Here is a 19,407-nt window from a genome sequence, read left to right as displayed (position 1 = left end):
CTCTATTCTTTCTAATATATCCTACGAAATTATGATATTTTTCTCATTTTTACCTAAGGAGACTAAGATGTTTTTATAAGTTTCCGTAGAGGAAATAGATACATATTCTTTTTCACCATGCCAATCCCCACCACTTGGTCCAAACTCAATAGCGCCTGCTCCAGTTTCTGCATAAAAGCGAGCATCAGCTGCTCCATGCTGCCCAAATAACACAGCAGGTTTTCCTATAAACTGTGAAGTGACCTGAGCAATACGTTCGATATATGGGTTAATAGCTTCAGTTGTTACTGCAGGAGCGGTAGTGTGCACTTGTATTTCACTATTGGGAAATTCTTCTGTCAACGTTTGGAGGTCTAAAAGAATACTATGCATATCTTGTCCGGGTACGTAACGAAGATCATAACTTACTATGCACTCATCAGGAACTACGTTATATCGTTCTCCTGCTTGTATTTTTGCCAAGTTTAAGGAAGGATAATCATAGAACTCATTGCTTGCTGTTAAAAAAGAAAGTGTGCGAAGCTGTTGGTCAAAAAGAAACGCTTGTTCAATTGCATTTATTCCTTCCCAAGGACGACTGCCATGACTAGATTTGCCCTTAAGTATTACATCAAACTGGATAATTCCTTTTGCCTGTAAGCCAATTTGTAGATGGGTAGGTTCTCCGCATATAACAAAGTCACCGATATATCCTTGATCGACCAAAAATTTGGATGTCTCTCCGTCTGTTTCCTCATCGGTTACGATATGTAGTTGAATTTTTTGAGCAAGATTTTCAGGTTGTTTAGATAGCTCATAAAAGGCTTGCATCATCGCAGCAACTCCCGCTTTCATATCAGCTGTTCCACGACCATATAAATAATCTCCCTCAATATAAGGCTGAAATTGTGAAGTTTCTCCTGGAACAACATCTACGTGACCATTCCAAATCATACATTTATCACCGTCTCCTATTACTGCCACAAGCATCAGTTTTTCCTCATGCTTTAAGATCGTAGTAGTAATACCTCGTTCCTCTAGCCAATTCTCACAAAATAACAAAGCATTATTTGCGCCTTCCAATGTGTCACTTTTGATACGTATTAAATCTTTTAATAATGTAATCATGTAAACATCCCCTTACGCATATAGTTTTTACAAGTATAACAAAAGAACAAAAGAAGGTTGCAATACTTTATCTATTCAGCTACAATGAACTCGAACTAAATAATTCAAACCACAAGGGGCGCCGTTGATACGGCTGAGATAGTACCCTTCGAACCTGTAAGTTAATACTTGCGTAGGGATGTGGATGGAAACTGACAATCGCGCGATGTCTGGGTCTATCCCGGGGGTCGTTTTTTTTGTGGTCAAAAAAGGGGATTGTCATGAAGAATAATCGAGTATTAATATTAATGGAAATCGCTATTTTTGCAGCTTTAGGATATGTTTTAGATATGATCGGCTTTGGAATGCCGCAAGGTGGATCAGTTACATTCGTTTTAGTACCTGTTATTTTAATGGCTTTTCGTCGTGGTATTGTAGCAGGTTTAACTACTGGATTTTTAATAGGTGTATTACAAGTCGTTACAGGCCGTTTTTACGCAGCTCCCTTATCATTTGAAATAGTGATAGCACAAGTAGCAATAGATTATTTCATCGCATTTATGGTAGCTGGTTTTGCTGGTTTTCTGAGACCTGCGTTTTTACATGCATTTGAACAAAAGGATAAAATGAAAATGGTTAGAGCAGTTGTCTTGGGAACGTTCATCGCAGCTTTTCTTCGTTATTTAGCACATGTAACTTCAGGTATTCTATTCTTTGGTGAATTTGCTGGTGAGCAAAATGTTATTTTGTATTCGTTGATCTATAATTCTACTTATATGATTCCTGTATTTTTAGTAGCAGCTTTCATTTGTTCGATATTATTTGTTAAAGCTCCGCGCCTCACACTGCCGAATCTTCACTAAATATGGTATGATTAGAATACATTTAGTGAAGAAGGGATCTTGTTAAGATGATTGTACAAACTGACGAAGAGTTAGTAGCATTAAAAAAAATAGGGCGTATTGTTGCAGAAATTCGAGATGTAATGAAGGCTGCTACTAAACCTGGTGTGACTACGAAAGAGTTAGATGAAATCGGCGGAAAGCTATTTAAAGAGCATGGCGCGATTTCTGGACCAATGGGAGAATACGATTTTCCGGGATATACTTGTATTAGTGTTAATGAGGAAGTAGCTCATGGTATGCCAGGCGCTCGTGTTATAAAAGATGGTGATATCGTGAATATAGACGTTTCAGGATCGCTTGATGGTTATTTTGCAGACACAGGAATTTCTTTTGTCGTAGGCGAAGGATATGAAGAGAAAGAGAAGTTGTGTGCTGTAGCTGAGAGTGCATTTGAGCGTGCAATGCTAAAAGTTAAAGCAGGTTCAAGATTGAACCAAATTGGTAAAGCAGTAGCTAGAGAAGCCAAAGATAATGGCTTGCATGTTATTATGAACCTAACTGGACATGGTATTGGGAAATCACTTCATGAAGCTCCTCAACATGTATTGAATTATTATGATGCATGGGATCCAACAATATTAAAAGAAGGAATGGTTTTAGCAGTTGAGCCATTTATTTCTGCGAAGGCAGAGCATATTGTGGAATCAGGTGATGGTTGGACATTTATCACTCCTGATAAATCCTTAGTAGCACAGATTGAGCATACAATTGTTGTCACAAAAGGTGCACCAATTTTATTAACTAAATTAGATTAAAACAAAACGCCTTCAAGAGTTTACTCTTTTGAAGGCGTTTTTTAAATTAAGAATATGAATTATCCTACTACGAAGTAAGTGCTTGATAGTAACTTTCGGCTGATGGACGGTTTCCATGGGCGTTGCCTCAGCCTCCTCGCTTAGAAAACATTTATATCTAGTTATTTAAAAATACATTAACTATTTCTTAAAGTTGTAGGAGACAGATAAATATGTTTAACGAAAAAAGAGAGGCTGTTTGTGACAACTACCACAAACAGCCTCTACTCGGCAATAATATTGTAAAATGTCTGTTCAAACCTTAAGGGGTTCTGGAACCTTTCTTAAGGAAAATTATCCCAACGACCAAGACGCAGCTTAGGAAAAGAGACGCTGAGGTCAGGAGCAGTTGACTAAAGTTGTGTTGGATTGCAACCCCGACGAAAGTCCAGATAAACACAACTGACATAAGACGATCAAAATAATGATAGCGGAAGTGAAGAGCTATTGCTGTCGCAATGGTTAAGAAGATAACACCCCAAAGTGATTTTGTCATACCAAATCCACCGAATTCATAAAACGTGAGGAGATAAGATAGATTTATGAAGAAACTGATAAATGTCCATCCTAATAGGAAGGAAATTGGTAATCGATTTTTTCGATTTATATCATCTAAAGGATAGGTTAAATATAATTTAAATAAGCTGCTTAGTAAGACAGTGAGAATACCAAAAGCATAACCAAACAGTTCGTAATGCCAACTGAATATATACAAAATATATAACACAGATGATGCCCCGTATAATAGAACTCGTCTAGTAGGGATAGGATGAGAAGACTTGTAATCTTTCATCATATTCCAAATCCACCAAGCTAATGAGATGAAAATAACAATCCATATGTAAAACACATAATTTGCTGGAGTAAAAAAGACGGGAAGTCTATTGAAAATCTCGCCACTAGTTTGACCATTTATGGGAAGTAGAATAGATAGTAATTTAACGATTACAGTAGATATAAAAAATAATATTAAAAGGATTATTTTAAACATTCAGCTGCCTCCTTCTATTTAATAAGTATACCTTTGATATATACCAACAACAAATTAGAATTATGAATGTTATGTGACGAAATTGGGACAATCTGTATGAGGAAAACATGATATACTAGAAATCTAATATAATTGTCAATATAGGAGGAATATTTAGATGATTGAACAAACTTATCCGGTTGTATGGGATCTTGATCGCTTTTTTGAAGGGGGTAGTAGCTCTCCATCTTTAAGAAGCCATTTGGATGAAGTAAAAGGAAAGCTAAGCAGTTTTGACGCAAAACTCCAAGACTTTAACTCACCGACATCTATAGCAGATGTCTCCGTTATTGAGCAAACAATAGAACAATTAAAAGATATCGCAACAAATTTATCTGAAGCTGGAGCAGTAATAGGTTGCTTTATGGCACAGGATACAACTGATAAGCAGGCAGCATTATTAGAAGGGGAGATAGGGTCACTTTATGCTAGATTCTCTTCTCAAATGCTCACAATTCAACAAGTGTTAAGTAAAACAGAGGAATCTGTATGGGAAGGCCTACTTCAAACACCTGAGCTTTCTTCATTTGCATTTGTGTTGAATGAATGGAGAGAAGAAGCAAAAAGAATGCTTTCTGAAAAAGAGGAAGACATAATTACTAAACTTGAGGTAGATGGCTATCATTCATGGGGACAACTTTATGATTTACTTGTAGGTGATATTCGTATTAAACTTACAATAGATGGAGAAGTAAAAGAAATGTCAGTTGGACAGGTTAACAATCTGAGCTCCCATGAAGATGCAACGATTCGAAAAGAATCATTTGAAGCACTTGAGGCTGCTTGGACAGATAAAGAGGAGTTCTTTGCAAAAACATTGAATCATATTGCTGGCTTCCGCCTTGCAGTTTATGAAAAAAGAGGATGGAATTCTGTTTTAGAAGAACCTCTTCATATTAATCGTATGAGTGAACAAACACTAGATGCAATGTGGGGAGCTATCTCTAAAAATAAAGCTCCATTCGTAGAATACTTAAACAAAAAATCGGCAATGCTAGGCGAAAAACAAATGCATTGGTACGACTTAGAAGCACCCGTGAGTACTTCTACAGAGAAAATGGATTATCAACAAGGTGCTGAGTTTATATTAAAACATTTTAAAGAATTTGGACCAAAGTTAGAGTCATTTTCAAGAAATGCGTTTGAAAAAGGTTGGATTGAAGCAGAGGATCGTCCAAACAAGCGTCCAGGAGGATTTTGTACAGGAATGCCTGTATCAGAGGAATCACGCATTTTCATGACGTATAGTGGGTCTATGTCCAATGTTTCTACGTTAGCTCATGAATTGGGTCATGCCTTCCATTCATATGCTTTAAGACCAGTACATTGGATGAACCGTCAATATGCTATGGGTGTTGCGGAAACTGCATCCACATTTGCTGAAATGATAGTTGCCGATGCTGCTGTAAAGGAAGCAACAACTGATGACGAAAAAATTGCTTTACTAGAAGACAAAATTCAACGTAGTGTAGCATTTTTTATGAATATCCATGCTAGGTTCTTATTTGAAACTAGATTCTATGAGGAACGTAAAAATGGAATAGTATCTGCTGCTCGTTTGAATGATTTAATGGTTGCAGCTCAACAGGAAGCATACGGGGATGCATTAGATACAACACATCCTCATTTCTGGGCATCTAAACTGCATTTCTATATAACGGGAGTACCATTCTATAACTTCCCATATACATTTGGTTACTTATTCTCTTTAAGTATCTATGCTAAAGCTATAAGTGAAGGTGCGAACTTTGAAGAGAAGTACATTGCATTATTGCAAGATACGGCAGTAATGTCGGTAGAAGACTTAGCGATGAAACATTTAAATGAAGACATTACTCAAGAAGCATTTTGGATAAAAGGAATTGATCTATGTATCCAAGATGTTAAAGAGTTTATTCAATTGACTAACGCAAAAGGGTGAAGGTGTTTGATTTATCTAGAAGGAGATACATGTTATTTACGAACATTAAATACGAAAGATGCACCAGCTCTAGCGGATCTGACTTATCGCAATAAGATGTATTGGTCTGTTTATGAACCGCTGCATCGGGATGATTATTATACTACTTCTGTCCAACGGGAGAAAATTCGGGAATCTCTTATGCTCTCAAAGGAAAAAAGAGAGTATAGCTTCGGGATTTTTGAACATCAGTCAGACAAAATGATTGGTAGTGTATCCTTATACAGTATTAAAAGAATGCCTTTTTCTAGTGGGCTTATCGGATATTCTATGGACGAATCCAATATTGGAAAAGGGATTGCTTCTGAAGCGGTTCACCTTGTGAAAATATTCGGATTTGAGCATGTCCAACTAAATCGTATTGAAGCATTTGTATCTCCAAATAACCCTGGTTCTATTAAAGTATTAGAGAAAAATGGCTTCAACCAAGAGGGATTACTACGAAAACTACTTTATATCAATGGTAAATGGCAGGATCATTTTATCTATGCATCCTTAACAGAAGAAGATATTTAACAAACTTAAAACCCACTTATTCATTTTTCATGAATAGGTGGGTTTTCTTTAGAATTCATTATTTTGTAAGTCTCCCTGTCGATTTCCCGGGAAATAGTTTATTTCTTGTCGATATTCCCATCAGTCACTAAATCTAGACGCCCGGTTTCCGGATCTATAATTAGACCATGAACAGGGATTTCCGGAAGCATAAGCGGGTGATTACGAATCATTTCAACACTATGTAAGACACTACTTTCTACGTTAGAAAAACCTTCCAACCATTTTTCTAAGTCCACGCCAGAATTTTTAAGCGTATCTAATACACGAGGATCTACCCCACGTGTAATCATTTTATCAATCATTTTATCGGTTTGTATAGCACTCATTCCACAATCATGATGACCAATTACATATATCTCATCGGCCTGAAGCTCATAAACAGCTACCATAAGACTACGCATGATTCCACCAAATGGATGGTTGATAATTGCGCCAGCACTTTTAACGATTTTGACATCGCCATTTTTAAAATTCATGGATTTTGGAAGCATTTCTGTGAGTCTTGTATCCATACAAGTTAAAATAACAATTCGTTTGTTTGGAAACTTTGTAGTTAAAAAAGGTTCGTAAAGTTTACTTTCTACAAAATGATCATTGTAAGTTAGAATTTCTTGTAAGCTTGGCATCGTATTCCTCCTTTAGGTTATAATTATATTTTATAGGAAATGAAAGATAATTGCTTTATTTAATACTTAGTACTTCCTATTCAATTTAATAGTATACAAAAAAGCAAAATGTTGTTCATCTGAATGAACAGTATTTTGCTTTTTCATTAGGTATTTTTATATTTTAAGGTCTAGAAACCATTAAGTGAACTTTATTTTATTTCGCTAGTTTTTGTTTTCGGTCTGAGACAATATAGGATTTCCCTGTCCCAATAGCAACAGATTGTAATGGTTCCGGTGCGAGGTGAACTGGAACTTCAATGACCTGAGTTAACCATTCGGAAATACCTTTTAGTAGTGCTCCACCACCAGTTAGTATTACCCCGTGATCGACGATATCTCCAGCAAGTTCAGGCGGGCAAGTTTCCAACGTAGCGCGAATTGCTTCTAAAATTGTTTCCAGTGATTCTGTTAAAACTCCTTGAACTTGAGTAGACGATAGATAAATGGTCTTTGGTAATCCACTCACTACATCTCTCCCGGTAACTTGCATTTGTTCTACTGCATGGGGAACTAAAGCATGTCCAATAGTCATCTTAATAAGCTCAGCGGTAGGCTCGCCAATTATGACATTATATTCTTTTCGGACAAAGTGAATAATCGCTTCATCCATACGATCACCAGCAGCCTTTACTGTATTAGATGCGACAACACCACCGAAAGAAATAATACCCACTTCCGTAGTACCTCCACCAATATCCACAATCATACTTGCCACTGGTTCATCTACAGGCAGACCAGCACCGATTGCAGCTGCAACAGGTTCTTCCATTAACTGAACTTCTTTTGCTCCACTTTGTCTTACAGCATCTTGTATAGCTCTTCGTTCAACAGAGGTTGCACCAGATGGGGTACATACAACAACAGTTGGTTTTCTCAAAGAAGTGCCAAGTTTTTTTCCTGCTTTTTGCATAATAAGTTTTAATAATTGTGTTGTAATATCAAAATCGGCAATTACGCCATCTTTTAGAGGACGTATTACCTCAATAGAAGTGGGAGTCTTGCCAACCATTTTTTTTGCCTCTTCACCAAAAGCTACAATTTCACGAGTTTTAGTATTTACTGCTACTATGGTAGGTTCATCTATTAACAAGCCTTTGCTTTTTGTATAAACTAATGTATTTGCTGTACCTAAATCTATTCCAATATGTGAGTTTGAAAACATTTGTCTTCCTCCTATTCCAATCATACTAAATAAGTATAATAGATAAACAGAGGTTTGCCATTTGTCACATTATGGTATTTTACATATATTTCATCAGATTTTAGGTCAATAGAAATAGAGGAGGACATAAAAATAACCGAATAGTATTGGTTTGTCATCTCTTTGTAATAGTTTTGTAGTTAATTTGAGAACAAAAAGAGATAACATAACATATAAAAAAACAACCGTCAGCTTACTCGACGGTTGTTTTTGGTATTATTGAAAAGGTTTTGGATCTATCGTAGTAGAATCTTTTGAATTCATGCCTTTTCCGAAGAAATGTAAAATCGCATAACCAACGATTCCCATTACTACAGAAAATCCAAGTACTGTAGATATGAATAAAGCCATTATTAAACACCTCACTAGTCTTGTTTATTTGATTATAACCCAAATTCGAAAGAATAGTAACTAGTAAAATATTGAATTATAGTTAACAATTAAAATGCCCAGTTCCCATTACGGAATATTGGCTCTGTAGTCCCATCTTCTTTTATACCGTCAATATCCATTTTATCTGAACCAATCATGAAATCAACATGTGTAATACTTTCGTTTAATCCATTTTCTGCTAGTTCTTCACGACTCATTTTTTTGCCGCCTTCTAAACAGAAAGCATATGCACTTCCGATTGCTAGATGGTTAGATGCATTTTCATCAAAAAGAGTGTTGTAAAATAATAGATTTGAATTAGATATCGGTGAGTCATGTGGTACAAGTGCAACTTCGCCTAAATAATGAGACCCTTCGTCCGTTGCCACTAAGTTCTCCAGAACTTCTTGACCTTGTTCTGCCACCACTTTAACAATACGACCATTTTCAAAAGTAATAGTGAAATTATCAATAATATTTCCACCATAGCTTAATGGCTTCGTACTTGCTACATAACCATTAACGCCTGTTTTCATTGGGACAGAGAATACTTCTTCCGTAGGCATGTTAGCCATGAAAGAAAATCCTTTTTCGTTTGTGCTGCCAGCTCCACACCATAAATGACCCTTTGGTAATTCAATAGTTAAGTCCGTACCTGGAGCTGTATAATGAAGCTTTTGATAATTTTTTTCGTTTAGATAATCTACTTTCGTGTGTAAAAGGTTATCGTGGTCAATCCATGCTTGCGTTGGGTTAGCAACATCCGCACGAACCGCTTGGAAGATTGCTTCCCATAATACGGGTACTTGTTCCTCTTCTGATAGCTCAGGGAATACCTTTTTAGCCCAAGCTGTAGATGGAGATGCAATTACTGACCAACTTATTTTATCGGATTGCACATATTGACGATACTTGCTCAAAGCTTGACCAGCAGCTTTTTGGAATGCTGAAATTTTAGAAGAATCCATGCCTTTTAATAGGTCGGGACTTTGGCTGACAACACTTATAAATGCTGCACCACCATCAGCTAATAGTTCTTTTTCTTGTGCTTTCCAAGATGGGAAGAAATCAAACGAATCCTCGGGTGCCAGTTCATATCGAAGACGAGTAATCTCATCGTCTGTTAAATCTACGAATACTTGTTTAGCTCCGGCTATGTATGCTTTTTTAGTAATTAATCGAACAAGTTGCACACTATCCGTTGAAGCGGCGATAAATAAATTTTGACCAGGCTGAATATTAACTCCTACTTCTACAACAAGAGAAGCATAATTTTCTAGTTTTGTGTTGAAAGATGTCATTTAGATACTTCCTTTCTATTATTATCTCCATAGTATCAGTATTGAACATGTATTATCAATATTCAAATTTGTCTATTAGTAAAAATTTGTTCATAATTAAGAAATTTAATTAAACATTCGGGTAAATTTTATTAATAATATATGATAATAGCCGAAATAAAGTAGAGAAATAGAATGTGGGGGAAGTTGAATGGATAAGTCTACAGTTTTTGGTTTAATAATAGGATTTGTATCGTTATTTGTTGGGATGATTATGAAAGGTGTTACCGTAGGTGCATTATTAAATCCTGCAGCAATCTTAATCATCATTTTCGGTACGATTGCAACAATAGTTATTGGATTCCCAATGAACGAATTAAAAAGAATACCGAAGATTTTTGGCGTTATATTTAAAGAAACAAAACTAGTACCAGATGTTGAAGTTATTAAAATGTTTTCCAGTTGGGCAGATTTAGCAAGACGAGAAGGATTATTAGCCCTTGAAAGTAAAACAGCAGATGTAGAAGATCCATTTTTAAAAAATGGCCTTACATTAGCAATAGATGGACAAAATGCAGACTATATTCGAGATGTGTTAACAGAGGAAATTGACGCACTAGAGGAAAGACATTCTGGTGGTGCTCAAATTTTTACTCAAGCTGGTACATATGCTCCAACGCTTGGTGTACTTGGAGCAGTAGTAGGTTTAATAGCTGCTTTAAGTGATATGAGTGATATTGATAAACTAGCTCATGCTATTTCTGCAGCCTTTGTCGCAACTCTTTTAGGTATTTTCACTGGATATGTTTTATGGCATCCATTTGCAAATAAATTAAAACGTAAATCGAAACAAGAAGTTAGACAAAAGACAATGATGCTAGAAGGGATACTTTCTGTATTAGAAGGAGATGCTCCGCGAGTTATTGAACAAAAACTAGCTTCCTACTTATCTATGTCTGAGCGTAAAAAAGTTTTAGATGAAAGCGGGGAGGCTGGCCTTGGCAAAGAAGCATAAAAAACATAAGCATGAAGAGGAAGTAAGTGAAGCATGGCTTCTTCCATACTCGGATGTTTTAACCTTATTATTAGCATTATTTATCGTGTTATTTGCTACTAGTTCAGTAGATCAGCAAAAACTGGAACAAATGTCTCAAGCGTTTAATCAAGTTCTTAATGGTGGGACTGGTATTTTTGAACAACCGTCTCCGGTGGAAATGCCTGATACTCCTAACGATTCAGGCAAGGGAGAAGACGGAGAGAGTACGGCTTATTTGGAAGATCAGCAAGCACTGTCCGAAATTCAAGATAGTGTCGATGAATATATAGCAGTAAACGCACTTGAAAAACAATTTATTACGAAACTTACGGATGAAGGATTACTTGTAACTATAAGAGATAGTATCTTATTCGATACTGGGGAAGCCGAAGTAAAAGGGGAATATCGTCAAATTGCAGAAGATATTTCTGATTTATTAGTGTTTAATCCACCAAGAAATGTAGTTATTACTGGTCATACAGACAATATTCCGATCTCTAGTAGTGAGTATTCTTCTAACTGGGAGCTGAGTGTAATGCGTTCAGTAAACTTCCTAAAAATATTAGCAGGCAACAATACGATAGATCCTCTATATTTTAGTGCGAAGGGTTACGGTGAATTTAAACCTGTAGCTGCAAATGATACTCCAGCAAATAGAGCAAAAAATAGAAGAGTTGAAGTACTCATTCAACCACGTGTTTTAGAAGATGGTACATTAAATGATAAACCTGAGTAACTAGAAAAACTGACAACTATATTAATGGTTGTCAGTTTTTATTTGACTTCTTAAAACAAAAGTTTATAATTAAAACATAAGTTTAAAAAGGTGAGGAGGTGGAAGGTAAATGAATTCAAAAGAAACAAGTATTTTAAAGTACTTGCGAGAAAACCCGTATGCTTCTCAAATGGAAATAGCGAATGAATTAAAAATGTCTCGACCAGCCGTTGCGAATATAATCTCCCAATTAATCAAAAATGGGAATATTACAGGAAGAGCGTATATATTACCTGAGAATAAAGAAATTATTTGCATTGGCGGAGCGAATGTAGATAGAAAATATACATTGAATAATAAACTCCAAATGGGTACATCCAATCCTACATCCAGCATACAAAGTGTAGGAGGGGTTGCAAGGAATATTGCAGAAAACTTAGGTAGACTAGGGCAATCTGTACGCTTGTTGTCTGTTGTAGGAACCGATATGGAATACGAAGCGATTGAAAAAGCCTCTAGTCATTGGATGAATTTATTTTCAGTCGAAAAGTTACCAAATTACACAACTGGAACATATTCCGCAGTGTTAGATTCGACTGGAGAAATGCTCCTTGCTTTAGCTAATATGGATATTTATGAACAGTTAACTGTGGAATATTTAAAGAAACACGAAGCTCATTTGACCAATGCACAGCTAATCATTATAGACATGAACTGCTCGAAAGAAGTAATAGAATATATCCGAACTGTCTCTATTGGACATAATATACCGCTAGCTTTAATACCTGTATCTTCCCCGAAAATGGATAGAATGCCTGAATCCTTAGAGGGGATTGAGTGGTTAATCACCAATAAAGATGAGGCTGAAACGTATTTAGGTGAGAGCATTAACGATAAGGAATCTTGGGAAAAAGCCACAAGACTATTTGTGCAAAAAGGTATTTCTTATGTAGCTATAACTTGGGGGAGCCAGGGCATCATGTATGCAGGTAGTGATATGGAAACGTCGCATTTTCCAGCAATACTAGTGGAGAATGTAGTTGATGTAACAGGAGCAGGAGATGCATTTGTATCCGCAACTTTATATGCTTGGTTAAATGGTGATGTTATTTCAACTGCAATACAAACAGGTATGTTAAATGCCAGTAATACAATTCGTTCAAGCGAAACGGTAAGAACAGAACTTTCCAGAAATAATTTAACTAATGAGATGGAGGAATTTATAAAATGAAACAATATATCACTTATTCAGAAGAAGTAGCAAAAGGTATGCAAGAAGGAAAGGCTATAGTAGCCCTAGAGTCGACGATTATCTCACACGGTATGCCATACCCTCAGAATGTAGAAACAGCTAGAAAAGTAGAGCAAATTGTACGTGACAATGGTGCTGTTCCAGCGACTATTGCTATCATGGACGGGAAGATTAAAATCGGTTTATCTGATGAAGAATTAGAAACACTAGGAACTAGCAAAAATGCAAGAAAAACTTCTAGACGAGATCTTGCATACGTTGTATCTTCAAAAGAAATTGGTGCAACTACAGTAGCAACGACAATGATTTGTGCAGAAATGGCCGGCATTAAGCTATTTGTTACAGGTGGAATTGGCGGGGTGCATAGAGGCGCAGAAACAACGATGGATATCTCAGCTGATTTAGAAGAACTAGCAAATACAAACGTTGCAGTAGTTTGTGCAGGGGCAAAATCTATTCTAGATATCGGTTTAACTCTAGAGTACTTAGAAACAAAAGGTGTTCCAGTTGTAGGTTACAAAACTGACTCATTCCCAGCATTTTATACAACGACAAGTGAATTCAATGCGGATTTCCGTTTAAACAGCGAAAAAGAAGTAGCAGAAATGTTAAAAGCTAAATGGGATCTTAAGTTAGATGGAGGAGCAGTAATTGCAAACCCTATCCCAACAGAACATTCTTTAGAAGACTCTTATATTAACTCGATTATCCAAACTGCTTTACAGGAAGCTGAAGCAAATGGCATCAAAGGAAAAGACGTAACTCCATTCATGCTAGGTAAAGTAAAAGAGTTAACAGAAGGTAAATCTTTAGAGGCTAACATCGAACTAGTTTATAATAATGCTCGAGTTGGATCTAAAATTGCAGTTGAGTTAAATAATCTATAATCATAAGGGCTATCTATTCTCGGAAGAAGACAATAGATAGCCCTTTTTTACAAGATAAGAAAGTATATAAAAATACAGCATGAACACTTGATTTGCAGAGTATTTAAGAATGATAACACTACTGATTTCCGTTACATATGGAGAACAAAGGCGAGGCCGCAGAAAGCGTCCGCTCGGAGTAGAAATCAATGGCATAACTCCGTATTTGTTTTAAAAGGACCGGGCGTGTTTTGCTCGGTTTTTCTTATGGAAAACATTTGAAATATAAATGGATAAATTATTCTTTCCGAAAGTAAATCTCCATCAAGAGCAAGTAAATGGCTATCTAGTGGTAATATGCCTTAATTCTTCCTTGATCTCTTAAATGGAATAAAATAAAAAAGTTGACCATGAACGAATTCATGGTCAACCATTATCATATGATTATTTACGTAAGTTTCCTAGTTCAGATGCGATTGCTTGCATTTCACTTGGACTAAAAGTATCTCGTTTTTTTACCATTTCATATAAGTAAACAAGATCTTCATATTGTGTTGCATTAAAGTCTTCTGCTCTCATTGCGTCTACATTGACCATACGAAGCTTCTCTTTAATTGTTTCAATCATATACGTTACATTTTCCGCTGAGGGTTGTGATAGATCCATTCTTAGTAACCTGCCTTTCATACATTAGAATTATCATTTCACGCTACGCCTACAATGTCAAACACTAAATAGATTTTGATGCCTCTTTTTCTTCTTTTAATTTCTCCTGGATTTTCTTCGTTTCATAAATAATTACTCCAGACAGTCCTAGAAGACCTATTAAGTTAGGAATTGCCATTAATGCATTGGTAATATCAGAGAACGTCCAGATTAAATCTAGAGAAATAACTGACCCAACAAATACCATCAAAACAAAAGCAATACGATATACAATTAGAAGAGAAGGATTTTTAAATAAATATTGGAAACATTTCTCGCCATAATACGCCCATCCGATAATGGTAGAAGAAGCAAAGAATATCAATCCAATTGCCACTACTATTGGTCCGAGGTCACCTAAGAAGTGGCCGAATGCTCCGGTTGTAATTTCATTTGCAGCTAAGCTTTTATCCGTATATATACCAGACATAACAATTGTAATACCAGTAATGGAACAAATGACAAATGTATCAAAGAACACCTGTGTCATGGAGATAAGTCCTTGTCTACCTGCAAGATCTGTTTTTGCAGCAGCAGCCGCAATAGGAGCAGATCCTAAACCAGCCTCATTGGAGAAAACTCCACGAGCAATCCCGTAACGAATAGCGGCACCGATTGCTCCACCAGCAGCGGCTTCACCAGAGAACGCCATTTTGAAAATCGTAGCAAAAGCTTCAGGTATTGCAGTAACATTCATAACCATGACTATTAATCCAGCAGCTACATAGAATATAGCCATTACAGGAACAAAAATTGCCGTAACCTTACCGATAGATTTAATACCACCTAAAATAACTAAAGCAGCAAATACAGTTAGTACAATTCCTGTTATCCAATTATCAATACCAAACGTAGCATTAACTACTCCAGCAACGGAATTCGATTGAGTACCGTTCCCAATACCGAATGCCGCAATTGCTCCAAAAATTGCGAATAAAACAGCTAGCCACTTTTGTTTTAAGCCATGCTCTAAATAGTACATAGGTCCGCCGGCCATTTCGCCATTCGCATCTTTTACTCGATACTTAACTGCTAGTACGGCCTCTCCATATTTTGTTGCCATCCCGAAGAATGCGGAAACCCACATCCAAAATACTGCACCTGGTCCACCTAGAACTATAGCAGTGGCAACCCCAACAATATTACCAGTTCCCACTGTTGCAGCCAGTGCAGTCGTAAGAGCTTGAAACTGTGAAATATCTCCTTCTGCCGACTTATCATGGTTTTTGGAGAAAACTTGCTTTAAAGCAGCAGGTAACAAGCGTAATTGTAAAATTCCTAAACGCACTGTCAAATAAATACCTGTACCTACTATTAATACAAGAAGTGGGATACCCCATAAAAAAGTTGAAACGGAACCTAAAAACTCATTTAATTTTTCCATCGACAAGAACCTCCATATTTTTTAAAATGAACTCTATCATCCTTTCAAATTATTTATCCTTGTTACAATATTCGTAAAATTATGAGTTCTAGTCAAGGATATTTTTTAAATATATAAAATTATTGTTTGATTCTTTTTTACTGAGGGTATAATTAAATCATCTATATAGTTAAACTTGGAGGTAATTCGGATGAGTGAAAATAAATTTGTAAAAGGCATTTTATATGGAGCAGTTGTGGGGGGAGCAATCACCCTACTAGATAGAAAAACTAGAGATTCAGTTATGAACAAAACAAGATACGTACGAAATGAAATTAAATATTACAGCAAAAATAGAGAAGAGTTAAAAAACAATATTGAACAGCAAATAACAAAGTGGAAGTCTGTCTATGATCAATTTTCATCGGATGCTATGTATTTAACAGAAAAAGTGAACGAGGCTAAAGAAATAACGCCTCAGGTTAAAACTTTATTTACAGATACAAAAGATGCATTTTCCCAATCAAAAGAAGAATACAAATCAATTGTAGTTCCTGAACAAGAAGAAAAAAGTATTTTTGAACCAAAAAAGTAATGGCCATAACGAAAGGAGAGGATGAAGTGAAAGAATTTCATAAGACTGAAGAACATGCGAACCCTTCATCCTCAAATAGTAGTTGGTACGAGAAGTTAAAATTTCTTAATATAAAGAAGAAGGAAAAGGAAGACGTGCACCATGATCTTACAACATGGTCGGGATACATAAAGCATTTAATACAACATATTCAAAAAACAGATATTGCAGGATTAGCAGCTCAGTTAGCCTACTTCTTTCTATTATCTTTATTTCCCTTACTAATTTTCATAGTTACTTTGTTGCCGTACTTAAATATAGACGAGGCGCAAGTCTTCCGTCTATTAGAGAACATCGCGCCACAGGAAGTATATATTCTTATTAGTGATACGTTATCTGAAGTTCTTACAAATAGAAATGGTGGGCTATTATCCATCGGGATCATTGGTACGATATGGTCTGCTTCTAATGGAGTGAATGCAATAGTTAAGTCGTTAAATCTTTCATATAGATTGGAAGAAACAAGACCCTTTATAATTGTTCGACTATTATCTATCGTGTTTACGTTATTAATGATTATGTTGTTTGTAGTAGCACTAGTATTACCAGTCTTTGGTCAGCAAATCGGAACAATTCTCTTCTCATACTTTGGGTTTGAAGAAAGTTTTGTAACCCTTTGGAATAATTTAAGGTGGACGATTAGTCCATTAATCATGTTTATCGTTTTAATCGCGTTATATTGGATTGTCCCGAATACAAAACTATTCTTAAGAAGTGTATTACCAGGAGCTGCTTTTGCAGCGATTGGTTGGCTTCTAGTATCATTAGGATTCTCTTTCTATGTTAGTAATTTCTCTAACTATTCGTCCACCTATGGAAGTATCGGGGGAATCATCGTATTAATGTTATGGTTATATATATCAGGGAATATTTTGTTGGTTGGCGGTCAAATAAATGCAGTTATGCAGGAACGTAAAATAGCATTAGAAAAAAAAGAAACAGAAGGACACGTTTAAACGTGGTCTTCTGTTTCTTTTTAAGTTCTCCTATATATTTCGATTCAACATACGTAATCCATTTAATATAACTAATATGGTACTGCCTTCATGACCAATAACTCCTAATGGAAGATCTACTACTTGAAGGAAATTAGAGACAATGAGTAGGGCGATTACCGTTACGGAAAATACGATATTTTGCTTAACGATACGTCGCATTTTACGTGACATCTTCACTGCGTACGCAATTTTAGATAAATCATTTTTCATTAGTATAATGTCAGCGGTTTCTAGTGCCACATCTGTACCTTCTCCCATGGCAAATCCAGTAGTTGCTGTTGCAAGTGCTGGAGCATCATTTATACCATCTCCAACCATTCCAACAAACTTATGTTGCTGTAGTAATTCTTTCATATGCTTCACTTTAGTTTCTGGTAAACACTCTGCAATATATTGGTCAATACCAGCCTCTTTTGCGATGACACTTGCAGTCTTTTCATTGTCCCCTGTAAGCATTACCGTTTTAATACCAAGGGATTGAAGTTGTTTAATCGCAGCCTTTGCTTCTTCACGGACCGTATCTTTTAATGCAGCGACTGCAGCTATTCCTTTTTCATCTCGCATAAAGATAACTGTTTTTCCTTCTTCAGCAAGTGTAATAGCGATACCATTTTGAAAGGCAAAGGCATCTTTCCTATTAACAAAGTCCGGTTTTCCAACTAGTATTGTCTCTCCATCGATAGTAGCTTGTATTCCAAATCCAGGTTTGTCTTCAATAGGAATAAGGGGTAAATTTCCTACACCTTCAGATTTTGCAAAGGCTGTAAGTGCCTGGGCTAGTGGATGATTGGATTGACCTTCAATAGTTGCAAGTTTTGTTAAAGTAGCTATTCTATCTAAATCTGGTCTAACTAAATAATCTGTTACAACGGGTTTCCCGGTTGTTAATGTACCAGTTTTGTCTAATGCGATTGCTTTCATCTCACTGATGTTTTCTAAATGTACTCCACCTTTAAATAATATCCCCATTTTAGCACCGTTCGAAATTGCTGCTAAAGTGGCTGGCATGATTGAAGCGACCAGAGCACAAGGAGATGCCACTACCAATAAAACCATTGCGCGATAGAATGTGGTGTTCCAGTCCCATTCAAGTAGGTAGTGGGGAAGGAACAGCATAAATGCTACTGAAATTAGAACCACTTTCACATACGTACTTTCAAAGCGTTCGATAAACTGTTGAGCAGGAGATTTTTCATCTTGAGCTGTTTGCACAAGATTAATAATTTTTTGGAATAGCGAGTCCTTGTTATCCTTCGTCATTTCCATCGTAATAGCACCGCTCATATTAACAGTTCCTGCGAAAAGTTCATCATTTAATTGTTTAGTTACAGGGATTGACTCGCCACTTATAGCAGACTCGTCAATCACAGTAGTTCCGCTTAGTATTTTACCATCTGCAGGAATTCGTTCACCTGGCTTTACAATTAAGTGATTACCTACTAAAAGCTCACTTACTGCAACGCGAGAGCAAGTGCCATCATTATTTAAACGCAACGCCTCATCAGGTTGAAGCTCCATAAGAGAGGAAATTTCCTTTTTGCTTTTATTCATCGTGTACGTTTCAAGGGCACCACTTACAGCGAATATAAATATTAGAATGGCACCTTCCGTCCAATAACCAATGATGGATGAGCCTATTGCTGCAAGTATCATCAGTAATTCTACATTTAGTTCTTTTTCTTTAAATGTTTCTATTAAACCTTCTTTGGCTTTTGCATATCCACCTATTATAAATGCAAGTAAGTAGAAAATAATTGATGCAGTTTCTTGCTCGGTATTTCCTAACAGCCAAGCTATGAGGATTAGTATCCCAGAGAAAAGAGCTGCGATCAATTCAATATGAGACTTTAAAGTTTCAAGAAATAATGGGGTAGATTTACTCTCAGTTATTGTTGTCATATAAAAACCTCCTTGATAATGATTTTCAATATTAATAGTCCTTATAAATGAAGAAAATGGACTTCCAATAGGAAATCCACTTTGT

At 36.2% G+C, this 19,407-nt stretch carries 19 protein-coding genes and 1 riboswitch; of the genes, 10 read left to right on the top strand and 9 right to left on the bottom strand.

What is annotated here, in order from left to right; all coding sequences use genetic code 11:
* Nucleotides 1–21: 21 nt before the first annotated feature.
* Nucleotides 22–1,107 (bottom strand): M20 family metallopeptidase, encoded by a 1,086-nt coding sequence (locus MHI40_RS15330; protein ID WP_340763366.1) that lies wholly within the window; start codon nucleotides 1,105–1,107, stop codon nucleotides 22–24.
* A 104-nt stretch (nucleotides 1,108–1,211) separates the two neighbouring features.
* Nucleotides 1,212–1,303, top strand: a riboswitch (TPP riboswitch).
* A 64-nt stretch (nucleotides 1,304–1,367) separates the two neighbouring features.
* Here MHI40_RS15330 and thiT point away from each other — a divergent pair.
* Nucleotides 1,368–1,949, top strand: a complete 582-nt coding sequence (gene thiT, locus MHI40_RS15325) for an energy-coupled thiamine transporter ThiT (RefSeq protein ID WP_093538141.1) — start codon at nucleotides 1,368–1,370, stop codon at nucleotides 1,947–1,949.
* Between the two features lie 47 nt (nucleotides 1,950–1,996).
* Nucleotides 1,997–2,746 (top strand): type I methionyl aminopeptidase, encoded by a 750-nt coding sequence (gene map / locus MHI40_RS15320; protein ID WP_093538142.1) that lies wholly within the window; start codon nucleotides 1,997–1,999, stop codon nucleotides 2,744–2,746.
* Between the two features lie 301 nt (nucleotides 2,747–3,047).
* Here the strand turns inward: map and MHI40_RS15315 are convergent, their stop codons facing one another.
* Complete coding sequence (locus tag MHI40_RS15315; RefSeq protein ID WP_340763364.1) at nucleotides 3,048–3,776, bottom strand: tryptophan-rich sensory protein; 729 nt, start codon at nucleotides 3,774–3,776, stop codon at nucleotides 3,048–3,050.
* Between the two features lie 157 nt (nucleotides 3,777–3,933).
* On the opposite strand from MHI40_RS15315, the gene MHI40_RS15310 reads away from it, so the two are divergent.
* Both MHI40_RS15310 and MHI40_RS15305 read left to right on the top strand, forming a co-directional pair.
* On the top strand, nucleotides 3,934–5,736 hold the full coding sequence (locus MHI40_RS15310) for a M3 family oligoendopeptidase (protein WP_340763363.1): 1,803 nt from the start codon (nucleotides 3,934–3,936) through the stop codon (nucleotides 5,734–5,736).
* A 6-nt stretch (nucleotides 5,737–5,742) separates the two neighbouring features.
* Nucleotides 5,743–6,291, top strand: coding sequence for a GNAT family N-acetyltransferase (locus tag MHI40_RS15305; protein WP_340763362.1), 549 nt, complete (start codon nucleotides 5,743–5,745; stop codon nucleotides 6,289–6,291).
* A 98-nt stretch (nucleotides 6,292–6,389) separates the two neighbouring features.
* On the opposite strand, the gene MHI40_RS15300 is transcribed toward MHI40_RS15305, so the two are convergent.
* The 4 genes from MHI40_RS15300 to MHI40_RS15285 all read right to left on the bottom strand — a co-directional run bounded on the left by MHI40_RS15300 (nucleotide 6,390) and on the right by MHI40_RS15285 (nucleotide 9,875).
* Nucleotides 6,390–6,959: a beta-class carbonic anhydrase gene (locus MHI40_RS15300; protein ID WP_093538146.1), complete on the bottom strand. Its 570-nt coding sequence runs from the start codon at nucleotides 6,957–6,959 to the stop codon at nucleotides 6,390–6,392.
* Nucleotides 6,960–7,155: 196 nt separating this feature from the next.
* The gene (gene mreBH / locus MHI40_RS15295) at nucleotides 7,156–8,163 is read right to left on the bottom strand and encodes a rod-share determining protein MreBH (RefSeq protein WP_093538147.1); all 1,008 of its coding nucleotides are present in this window, start codon (nucleotides 8,161–8,163) and stop codon (nucleotides 7,156–7,158) included.
* 255 nt (nucleotides 8,164–8,418) lie between these two features.
* On the bottom strand, nucleotides 8,419–8,553 hold the full coding sequence (locus MHI40_RS15290; protein ID WP_281249761.1) for a hypothetical protein: 135 nt from the start codon (nucleotides 8,551–8,553) through the stop codon (nucleotides 8,419–8,421).
* An 89-nt stretch (nucleotides 8,554–8,642) separates the two neighbouring features.
* Complete coding sequence (locus tag MHI40_RS15285; protein WP_340763357.1) at nucleotides 8,643–9,875, bottom strand: aminopeptidase; 1,233 nt, start codon at nucleotides 9,873–9,875, stop codon at nucleotides 8,643–8,645.
* Nucleotides 9,876–10,065: 190 nt separating this feature from the next.
* Here MHI40_RS15285 and motA point away from each other — a divergent pair, with 190 nt between their 5' ends.
* From motA to MHI40_RS15265, 4 genes are all read left to right on the top strand, one after another.
* Nucleotides 10,066–10,869 carry a flagellar motor stator protein MotA gene (gene motA, locus MHI40_RS15280; RefSeq protein WP_340763356.1) on the top strand — a complete coding sequence of 268 codons (804 nt, stop codon included), beginning with the start codon at nucleotides 10,066–10,068 and terminating at the stop codon, nucleotides 10,867–10,869.
* Nucleotides 10,853–11,626 carry a flagellar motor protein MotB gene (gene motB, locus MHI40_RS15275; RefSeq protein WP_340763354.1) on the top strand — a complete coding sequence of 258 codons (774 nt, stop codon included), beginning with the start codon at nucleotides 10,853–10,855 and terminating at the stop codon, nucleotides 11,624–11,626. Before motA ends, motB begins: the two co-directional genes overlap by 17 nt.
* Before the next feature lie 109 nt (nucleotides 11,627–11,735).
* Nucleotides 11,736–12,836: a carbohydrate kinase gene (locus MHI40_RS15270; RefSeq protein WP_340763352.1), complete on the top strand. Its 1,101-nt coding sequence runs from the start codon at nucleotides 11,736–11,738 to the stop codon at nucleotides 12,834–12,836.
* Nucleotides 12,833–13,744: a pseudouridine-5'-phosphate glycosidase gene (locus MHI40_RS15265; protein ID WP_093538151.1), complete on the top strand. Its 912-nt coding sequence runs from the start codon at nucleotides 12,833–12,835 to the stop codon at nucleotides 13,742–13,744. Before MHI40_RS15270 ends, MHI40_RS15265 begins: the two co-directional genes overlap by 4 nt.
* Nucleotides 13,745–14,167: 423 nt before the next feature.
* Here MHI40_RS15265 and MHI40_RS15260 read toward each other — a convergent pair whose 3' ends face one another.
* Both MHI40_RS15260 and MHI40_RS15255 read right to left on the bottom strand, forming a co-directional pair.
* Entirely contained in the window at nucleotides 14,168–14,389 is a 222-nt protein-coding gene (locus tag MHI40_RS15260; protein WP_093538152.1) for a DUF1128 domain-containing protein, read from the bottom strand.
* Between the two features lie 64 nt (nucleotides 14,390–14,453).
* Nucleotides 14,454–15,812: an alanine/glycine:cation symporter family protein gene (locus MHI40_RS15255; protein ID WP_340763347.1), complete on the bottom strand. Its 1,359-nt coding sequence runs from the start codon at nucleotides 15,810–15,812 to the stop codon at nucleotides 14,454–14,456.
* A gap of 190 nt (nucleotides 15,813–16,002) precedes the next feature.
* Between MHI40_RS15255 and MHI40_RS15250 the strand changes: the two genes are divergently transcribed.
* Both MHI40_RS15250 and MHI40_RS15245 read left to right on the top strand, forming a co-directional pair.
* Nucleotides 16,003–16,386: a hypothetical protein gene (locus MHI40_RS15250; RefSeq protein WP_093538154.1), complete on the top strand. Its 384-nt coding sequence runs from the start codon at nucleotides 16,003–16,005 to the stop codon at nucleotides 16,384–16,386.
* 26 nt (nucleotides 16,387–16,412) lie between these two features.
* Entirely contained in the window at nucleotides 16,413–17,381 is a 969-nt protein-coding gene (locus MHI40_RS15245) for a YihY/virulence factor BrkB family protein (protein ID WP_340763346.1), read from the top strand.
* A gap of 30 nt (nucleotides 17,382–17,411) precedes the next feature.
* Here the strand turns inward: MHI40_RS15245 and MHI40_RS15240 are convergent, their stop codons facing one another.
* Entirely contained in the window at nucleotides 17,412–19,322 is a 1,911-nt protein-coding gene (locus MHI40_RS15240; RefSeq protein WP_340763345.1) for a heavy metal translocating P-type ATPase, read from the bottom strand.
* Between the last annotated feature and the right edge of the window lie 85 nt (nucleotides 19,323–19,407).

This window comes from Psychrobacillus sp. FSL H8-0510 (assembly GCF_038008345.1).
GTDB lineage: Bacteria > Bacillota > Bacilli > Bacillales_A > Planococcaceae > Psychrobacillus > Psychrobacillus psychrotolerans.
The sequence above is the reverse complement of the archived record's forward strand: the minus strand, read 5'-3'. Positions and strand labels throughout refer to the sequence as shown.

Excerpts from the sequence above, each read along its gene's own strand:
- MHI40_RS15330 (WP_340763366.1), bottom strand. The coding sequence starts at position 1,107 with ATGATTACATTATTAAAAGATTTAATACGTATCAAAAGTGACACATTG.
- thiT (WP_093538141.1), top strand. The coding sequence starts at position 1,368 with ATGAAGAATAATCGAGTATTAATATTAATGGAAATCGCTATTTTTGCA.
- map (WP_093538142.1), top strand. The coding sequence starts at position 1,997 with ATGATTGTACAAACTGACGAAGAGTTAGTAGCATTAAAAAAAATAGGG.
- MHI40_RS15315 (WP_340763364.1), bottom strand. The coding sequence starts at position 3,776 with ATGTTTAAAATAATCCTTTTAATATTATTTTTTATATCTACTGTAATC.
- MHI40_RS15310 (WP_340763363.1), top strand. The coding sequence starts at position 3,934 with ATGATTGAACAAACTTATCCGGTTGTATGGGATCTTGATCGCTTTTTT.
- MHI40_RS15300 (WP_093538146.1), bottom strand. The coding sequence starts at position 6,959 with ATGCCAAGCTTACAAGAAATTCTAACTTACAATGATCATTTTGTAGAA.
- mreBH (WP_093538147.1), bottom strand. The coding sequence starts at position 8,163 with ATGTTTTCAAACTCACATATTGGAATAGATTTAGGTACAGCAAATACA.
- MHI40_RS15290 (WP_281249761.1), bottom strand. The coding sequence starts at position 8,553 with ATGGCTTTATTCATATCTACAGTACTTGGATTTTCTGTAGTAATGGGA.
- MHI40_RS15285 (WP_340763357.1), bottom strand. The coding sequence starts at position 9,875 with ATGACATCTTTCAACACAAAACTAGAAAATTATGCTTCTCTTGTTGTA.
- motA (WP_340763356.1), top strand. The coding sequence starts at position 10,066 with ATGGATAAGTCTACAGTTTTTGGTTTAATAATAGGATTTGTATCGTTA.
- MHI40_RS15270 (WP_340763352.1), top strand. The coding sequence starts at position 11,736 with ATGAATTCAAAAGAAACAAGTATTTTAAAGTACTTGCGAGAAAACCCG.
- MHI40_RS15265 (WP_093538151.1), top strand. The coding sequence starts at position 12,833 with ATGAAACAATATATCACTTATTCAGAAGAAGTAGCAAAAGGTATGCAA.
- MHI40_RS15260 (WP_093538152.1), bottom strand. The coding sequence starts at position 14,389 with ATGGATCTATCACAACCCTCAGCGGAAAATGTAACGTATATGATTGAA.
- MHI40_RS15255 (WP_340763347.1), bottom strand. The coding sequence starts at position 15,812 with ATGGAAAAATTAAATGAGTTTTTAGGTTCCGTTTCAACTTTTTTATGG.
- MHI40_RS15250 (WP_093538154.1), top strand. The coding sequence starts at position 16,003 with ATGAGTGAAAATAAATTTGTAAAAGGCATTTTATATGGAGCAGTTGTG.
- MHI40_RS15240 (WP_340763345.1), bottom strand. The coding sequence starts at position 19,322 with ATGACAACAATAACTGAGAGTAAATCTACCCCATTATTTCTTGAAACT.